Raw genomic sequence first — 6,739 nt, forward strand, 5'->3', positions numbered from 1 at the left:
AAACTTTCGGAATGTCACGAAAGGATGACTGGCACAACCTGTGGTTGCCGATGGTTTTTGCATTGGATTCTATGGCGTTACCATCTGATCGACAACCGGGGCCCGGCCCGACAAAACTGAATCAGTCGGGCCAAAGGCGTCACCTCAGGAAAACGCGGCTTCCAGCGCAATTTCCACCATGTCGCCGAAGCTCCGCTCCCGCTGATCGGAGGGGAGTGATTCGCCGGTGATGATGTGGTCGCTGACGGTCATCACGGCCAGCGCGCGCCGCTTGTATCGCGCGGCGAGGATGTAAAGCTCCGCCGCCTCCATCTCGACGGCGAGGACGCCGTGACGGATCATCTGTTCCGTCAGGTCGTTGCGTTCGGCGTAGAACGTGTCGGACGAGTAGATGCTGCCGACATGGGTCGGCGTCCCCCGCTTTGTCGCCGCCGCATGGGCTGCCTGCAACAGGCCGAAATCGCAGACCGGCGCGTAATTCACTTCGCGAAAGATCGTGTCCGACGGCGTGCCGGAGGAACAGGCGGTCATGGCCAGGATCACATCGCGTACCTTGGTCTGATCCTGCATCGCACCACAAGACCCGATGCGAATCAGCGTCTGGGCACCGTAATCCTTGATCAGTTCATTCGCGTAGATCGACATGGAAGGCATGCCCATGCCCGACCCCTGGATCGTGACGCGGTTGCCGTTCCAAGTGCCGGTATAGCCCAACATGCCGCGCACCTCGTTGATGCAGACGGCGTCCGTCAGGAACGTCTCGGCCGCCCACTTCGCGCGATAGGGGTCGCCGGGCATCAGAACCGTTTCGGCGATATCACCGGCTTTTGCACCGATATGCACTGTCATGTCTTGGTTTCCTTGTTGTTTCGACCGACTATTGCGGCAATTTTCATCGAAAGAAAACCCATGCTCCGCCTGATCTTGATACTGACGTTCGGTCTGGCCCAGCCCGCTGCCGGACAGGATGCTGAGGAACTTGAATTGGCACGCGAGGTTCTGACGGACCTTCAGGCACCGTCCTTCATGAAGAAGAGGGAATACTGCGGCTTTCTGGCCCTGACGCGCCAAGGCGAATTGATTGCGACCGATCCGGTTGCCGGCGACATGGCGAGTTGTGCCGCGGTCTATCCTGTCGATGTCGCGGTCGTCGCGTCATTCCATACCCACGGAAACTTCGATGAAGGCTACTTCAACGAAATGCCCAGCACGATCGATATCGAAAGCGATTCCGAGTCGTTCATCAACGGGTATGTGGCGACGCCGGGTGGGCGGTTTTGGTACATCGACGGACGCTTGAAGGTCACGCATCAGATTTGCGGCGTCGGCTGTTTGCCGGTCGCGCCACTATTCAGCAAGGCGACAGATGACGCGGTCGCGCAGGCCTATACCTACGACGACCTGCGCCGGCTTCAGCGTTAGATTTCCAGAGTCTTGGGATCGGTGCCCTTGGACAGTTCGGACTTGTACCAATCGGGCTGCCGACCCTTGCCCGTCCAGGTCTGCGACGTATCGGCCGGATTGCGATATTTCGGAGCAGAGACGGATTTCGCCCCTCCGCGCTTGGATGCACCAGGCATGTTCGCGACATCGTCCAGGGAATAACCGAAATCAGCGGCGGCTTTCGCGGCAGCATCATGAGCCATCTTCAATTCGCGCGATTCCACCTTCTGCAGGGCGGCATCGACATCCTTGCGCAACTTCTCAAGGTCTTTTCGGGTCATCGATTTCAGGTCGACAGTCATGGTACGCTCCATATTCAGCGGTGTGATAGATTCCTCCCGCAGCTATATTGCATTATTGCGAAAGTCATTACTAAATCGTTAAGCCTGATCTATTAGGCAAGAAAGCTCTGCTCGTCGACCAGTGTCACGATCTCTTCCATGATCTGATTGAGCTGAAAGTCCTTCGGTGTATAGACGCGGGCCACCCCCATTGATTGCAACTTGCGGGCGTCATCGTCGGGAATGATGCCGCCGGCGATGACAGGAATGTGGCCTAACCCTGCATTCTGCAATTTCAACATGAATTCCGCGATCAAGGGTAAATGAGACCCGGACAGGATCGAAAGTCCGATGACATGCGCAGCGTCATCACGCGCAGCATCGACGAGTTCATCCGGCGTCAGTCGAATCCCCTCATACGCAATGTCCATTCCGCAGTCTCGGGCGCGGGCTGCAATCTGTTCGGCGCCATTCGAATGGCCGTCAAGCCCGGGCTTGCCGACGAGGAATTTAAGCCGCCTGCCCAGTTTGACAGATACGGCGTCCACGCGCGCCCGAATGTCATCAAGCTCCTCGGTGCGATTCGACGGGGCATGGCTGACGCCGGTCGGCGCGCGGTACTGACCAAAGACATCGCGCACAACGTCAGCCCATTCGCCTGTCGTCGCGCCGGCCTTTGCCGCGGCGATCGACGAAGGCATGATGTTCGATCCGTCCAGTGCGGCCTTGCGCAGCGCATCGAGAGCGACGCGCACGCCGACTGGATCGCGACCCCCCTTCCATCGCGACAGCCGGGCCAGTTGATCGGCCTCCGCCTCCGGGTCAGAGACCATGATGGCGTCGTCGCCCGACGTCAGCGGCGACGGCTCGCCCGATTGCCACCTGTTCACGCCGACGACGGTCGTCGCCCCCGATTCAATACCTGCGATGCGGGCGGCGTGCGATTCGACAAGGCGACCTTTCATGTAGCCAATAGCTTGCACGGCACCGCCCATGCCGTCGATGGTGGCCAATTCCGCGCGCGCATCGTCCATCAGGGCCTTCACCTTGCGGTCGATGGCGGGATTGCCGTCGAACAGATCGTCGAATTCAAGAAGGTCCGTTTCATAGGCCAGGACCTGCTGCATCCGCAGCGACCATTGCTGATCCCAGGGGCGCGGCAAGCCCAGTGCCTCGTTCCAGGCAGGCAATTGCACGGCCCTGGCACGAGCGTTCTTCGACAAGGTGACCGCGAGCATCTCGATCAGGATGCGATAGACGTTGTTTTCGGGTTGCTGTTCCGTCAGCCCCAGGGAATTGACCTGAACACCATAGCGAAAACGGCGATACTTTGCATCCTCGACTCCGTAACGGTCACGGCAAATTTCGTCCCAAAGGGCCACGAAGGCGCGCATCTTGCACAATTCCGTCACGAAACGGATGCCCGCATTCACGAAGAACGAAATGCGACCGACCATGTCGGGGAAATGCTGTGCGGGCACCTTCGTTCTTAAATCGTCGAGGACGGCCTTTGCGGTTGCAAGCGCGAAGGCCAATTCCTCTTGCGGTGTCGCACCGGCTTCTTGCAGGTGATAGGAACAGACATTCATCGGATTCCACTTGGGCAGGAATTCCCGCGTATAGGCGGCGATGTCGGTAATCATGCGAAGCGACGGGGCGGGCGGGCAGATATAGGTCCCGCGCGACAGGTATTCCTTGATGATGTCGTTCTGTACTGTGCCTTGCAGGGCCAGAACGTCAGCGCCCTGTTCCTCGGCCACGGCGATATAAAGCGACAGCAACCACGGCGCGGTCGCATTTATCGTCATGGAGGTATTCATCTGATCCAGTGGAATTGCGTCGAACAGCGCCCGCATGTCGCCCAGATGACAGACCGGCACGCCGACCTTTCCGACCTCGCCCTGCGCAAGCGGGTGGTCGCTGTCATAGCCGGTCTGGGTCGGCAAATCGAAGGCAACCGACAGGCCCGTCTGGCCCTTTTCCAGATTGCCGCGATACAGCGCGTTCGATGCCTTTGCTGTCGAATGACCGGCATAGGTGCGGAAAAGCCAAGGGCGATCGGTCATCTGGTGCATATCCTTCGAACGTCATTGCGCAATAATATTTCGTCACGGTCCGGTTATAGGAAACTTTGGAATACCGTCAAGCGCTGCATTGCAGCACGGCGGGATTTACGGCGCAGGGCAAACCTGTCACGGTTTCGGCATGACCCAACCCGTGATCCTGCCGCTCTGGGCATTTGTTCTCATCGTGCTCTTCGCGGCGGTCACGTTTGCATCGCATTTCCTGTTTCCGTCCGTGCGATGGTTCTTTCGCAAGCGGGCCGAACGCGTGATCGCGCGGCTGAACGAACGCCTTGCACGGCCGATCGAGCCGTTCAAGCTGGCGCGCCGCTATGACATGATCCAGCGGCTGATCTACGATCCCGAGGTGACGCAGGCCGTCGTCGCCTATGCACAAGAACACGACGTTCCCGAAAATGTCGCCTTCGAGAGGGCCAGGAACTACGCCCGGGAAATCGTGCCGGGATTTTCGGCGACGGCCTACTTCTCCATCGGCATGCGGCTGGCCCGCTTCTTGTCCAACACGCTTTACCGCGTCCGCATTTCGACCTTTCCGCGCCAGGAGTTGGCGCAGCTGGATCCCAATGCCACGATCATCTTCGTCATGAACCATCGCAGCAATATGGACTATGTCCTAGTCACATACCTTGTCAGCCGGGCCGGCGCGCTGTCCTACGCGGTGGGGGAATGGGCACGGGTCTGGCCGCTATCCGGGCTGATCCGGATGCTCGGGGCCTACTTCATCAGGCGGCGGTCGCGGGGCGAACTCTATCGCCGTGTGCTGGCGCGCTACGTCCAGATGGCGACCGACGGCGGCGTCACGCAGGCCATGTTTCCCGAAGGCGGTCTGTCCCTAACGGGAGAGGTCAGGGCACCTCGGCTGGGCCTGCTGAACTATATCGTCAGCAATTACAGGCCCGGCGGGCGGGACGTGATCTTCATCCCCGTCGGACTGAACTACGATCGCGTCATCGAGGATCAGTTTCTGATCAACGCCGACAAGCGCGGCGTGCGGCGTTTTCGTCCGCCCGCCATGACAGTCCTGCGCGGTGTGGCATCGCATTTGTGGGACCGGGTGACAGGGCGGTTCGATGGGTTCGGCACTGCCTCTGTCGGCTTTGGCGATCCGCTGGAACTGTCGCTTTTTCTGCGCGATCACCCGGACCTGCCCGCCGATCCGACCGAGGCGGTGGCCGAGGAACTGATGAACCGGGTCCGTGCCGTCGTCCCGGTGCTGGCGACCCCACTGGTCGCGCGCCTGCTGCTGCAAAGGCCGGGCCTGTCGCGTGAGGCGTTGCTACGCGAGACGACCCGGTGCCTTGACGCCCTGCACACGCGCCAGATGCCGCTGCCACAGCGGACACCCGAGGCCTTGGTCGACGACACGCTGAAGCGACTCACGGATCGCGGGCTAATCCGCGTCACACCCGAGGCGATCACGATCACCGATCGGGGCGGCGATGTCCTGGGCTACTATGCTAACTCCATCGCCCATCACTTTGCGCCCGAGATTTCATCAGGCAACTAAATTACAATTTTGCCTTCACTGGGGTTGCATAATTACGCTGCGGTTGCATATTGAACGTCATCAGCCGGCTCTGCGGTGCGGCAATATGATGGACAGTATGATGGAGACCGACATGGCACTCGATGTGACGACCGCCACCAAGGCAGGCGGAAAATCCCTTTATGCCGTGGGCGAAATGCCGCCCCTCGGCCATGTGCCGGACCAGATGTATGCTTGGACGATCCGCCGCGAGCGGCACGGAGAACCCGAGCAGGCGTTCGAGGTCGAGGTTGTCGATTGCCCGAAGCCCGATAGCCATGAGGTGCTGGTCATGGTGATGGCGGCAGGCGTCAACTACAACGGCGTCTGGGCGGGCCTCGGCATTCCGATCAGCCCTTTCGACGTGCACAAGGCCGACTACCACATTGCCGGGTCGGACGCGTCCGGCATCGTCTGGGCCGTCGGTGACAAGGTGAAGCGCTGGAAGGTCGGTGACGAGGTCGTCATCCATTGCAATCAGGATGACGGCGACGACGAACACTGCAACGGCGGCGATCCGATGTTCTCGCCCAGCCAGCGGATCTGGGGGTACGAAACCCCGGACGGGTCATTCGCACAGTTCACCTGCGTCCAGTCGCAGCAACTGATGCCGCGGCCTCAGCATCTGACGTGGGAGGAATCCGCCTGCTACACGCTGACGCTGGCAACCGCCTACCGGATGCTCTTTGGCCATGAACCGCACGATCTGAAACCGGGGCAGAACGTATTGGTCTGGGGGGCGTCGGGCGGCCTCGGGTCCTACGCGATCCAGTTGATCAACACGGCCGGGGCCAATGCGATCGGCGTGATTTCCGACGAATCCAAGCGCGAGTTCGTCATGTCGCTGGGAGCCAAGGGCGTGCTGAACCGCAACGATTTCAGCTGTTGGGGTCAGATGCCGACGGTGAACACGGACGAATACAAGGTGTGGTTCGCCGAGACCCGCAAGTTCGGCAAGGCGATCTGGGACATCACCGGCAAGGGCAACAACGTCGACATGGTCTTCGAACATCCCGGCGAGGCGACATTCCCGGTGTCCACCTTCGTGTGCAAGCGCGGCGGCATGGTCGTGATCTGCGCGGGCACGACGGGCTACAACCTGACCTTCGACGTCCGCTACATGTGGATGCACCAGAAACGGCTGCAAGGCAGCCATTTCGCCAACCTCAAGCAGGCGTCTGCAGCCAACAACCTGATGGTGGAACGCAGGCTCGATCCCTGCATGTCAGAGGTGTTCGGCTGGGACGACATTCCTGCCGCCCACACCAAGATGCGCAAGAACCAGCACAGACCCGGCAATATGGCCGTCCTGGTGCAAAGTCCCCGAACCGGGTTGCGCACGTTCGAGGATGCACAAGTCGAATCCCGAGGCTGACCGCCCTATTCACTGAAAAGAGCGTCCGCCT

Annotated in this window: 6 protein-coding genes; 3 read left to right on the forward strand and 3 right to left on the reverse strand. The window is 60.2% G+C overall.

Translation table 11 applies throughout. From position 1 onward, the window contains the following. Nucleotides 1–144: 144 nt before the first annotated feature. On the reverse strand, nt 145–849 hold the full coding sequence (deoD, locus tag ACOI1H_RS22520; RefSeq protein ID WP_422440345.1) for a purine-nucleoside phosphorylase: 705 nt from the start codon (nt 847–849) through the stop codon (nt 145–147). Nucleotides 850–909: 60 nt separating this feature from the next. Here deoD and ACOI1H_RS22525 point away from each other — a divergent pair, with 60 nt between their 5' ends. Then, entirely contained in the window at nt 910–1,422 is a 513-nt protein-coding gene (locus tag ACOI1H_RS22525; protein WP_422440347.1) for a DUF4329 domain-containing protein, read from the forward strand. Here the strand turns inward: ACOI1H_RS22525 and ACOI1H_RS22530 are convergent. After that, complete coding sequence (locus ACOI1H_RS22530) at nt 1,419–1,745, reverse strand: H-NS family nucleoid-associated regulatory protein (RefSeq protein WP_422440348.1); 327 nt, start codon at nt 1,743–1,745, stop codon at nt 1,419–1,421. The two genes, ACOI1H_RS22525 and ACOI1H_RS22530, sit on opposite strands and share 4 nt — an antisense overlap. Before the next feature lie 92 nt (nt 1,746–1,837). Then, nucleotides 1,838–3,799, reverse strand: a complete 1,962-nt coding sequence (locus ACOI1H_RS22535) for a methylmalonyl-CoA mutase family protein (protein WP_422440350.1) — start codon at nt 3,797–3,799, stop codon at nt 1,838–1,840. Between the two features lie 130 nt (nt 3,800–3,929). Between ACOI1H_RS22535 and ACOI1H_RS22540 the strand changes: the two genes are divergently transcribed. Further along, nucleotides 3,930–5,315, forward strand: coding sequence for a 1-acyl-sn-glycerol-3-phosphate acyltransferase (locus ACOI1H_RS22540; RefSeq protein ID WP_422440351.1), 1,386 nt, complete (start codon nt 3,930–3,932; stop codon nt 5,313–5,315). A gap of 100 nt (nt 5,316–5,415) precedes the next feature. Then, on the forward strand, nt 5,416–6,708 hold the full coding sequence (gene ccrA, locus ACOI1H_RS22545) for a crotonyl-CoA carboxylase/reductase (RefSeq protein WP_422440353.1): 1,293 nt from the start codon (nt 5,416–5,418) through the stop codon (nt 6,706–6,708). Nucleotides 6,709–6,739: the final 31 nt, after the last annotated feature.

The sequence above is a fragment of the Loktanella sp. DJP18 genome (assembly GCF_049310965.1).
Taxonomy (GTDB): Bacteria; Pseudomonadota; Alphaproteobacteria; order Rhodobacterales; family Rhodobacteraceae; genus Loktanella.

Excerpts from the sequence above, each read along its gene's own strand:
- deoD (WP_422440345.1), bottom strand. The coding sequence starts at position 849 with ATGACAGTGCATATCGGTGCAAAAGCCGGTGATATCGCCGAAACGGTT.
- ACOI1H_RS22525 (WP_422440347.1), top strand. The coding sequence starts at position 910 with ATGCTCCGCCTGATCTTGATACTGACGTTCGGTCTGGCCCAGCCCGCT.
- ACOI1H_RS22530 (WP_422440348.1), bottom strand. The coding sequence starts at position 1,745 with ATGACTGTCGACCTGAAATCGATGACCCGAAAAGACCTTGAGAAGTTG.
- ACOI1H_RS22535 (WP_422440350.1), bottom strand. The coding sequence starts at position 3,799 with ATGCACCAGATGACCGATCGCCCTTGGCTTTTCCGCACCTATGCCGGT.
- ACOI1H_RS22540 (WP_422440351.1), top strand. The coding sequence starts at position 3,930 with ATGACCCAACCCGTGATCCTGCCGCTCTGGGCATTTGTTCTCATCGTG.
- ccrA (WP_422440353.1), top strand. The coding sequence starts at position 5,416 with ATGGAGACCGACATGGCACTCGATGTGACGACCGCCACCAAGGCAGGC.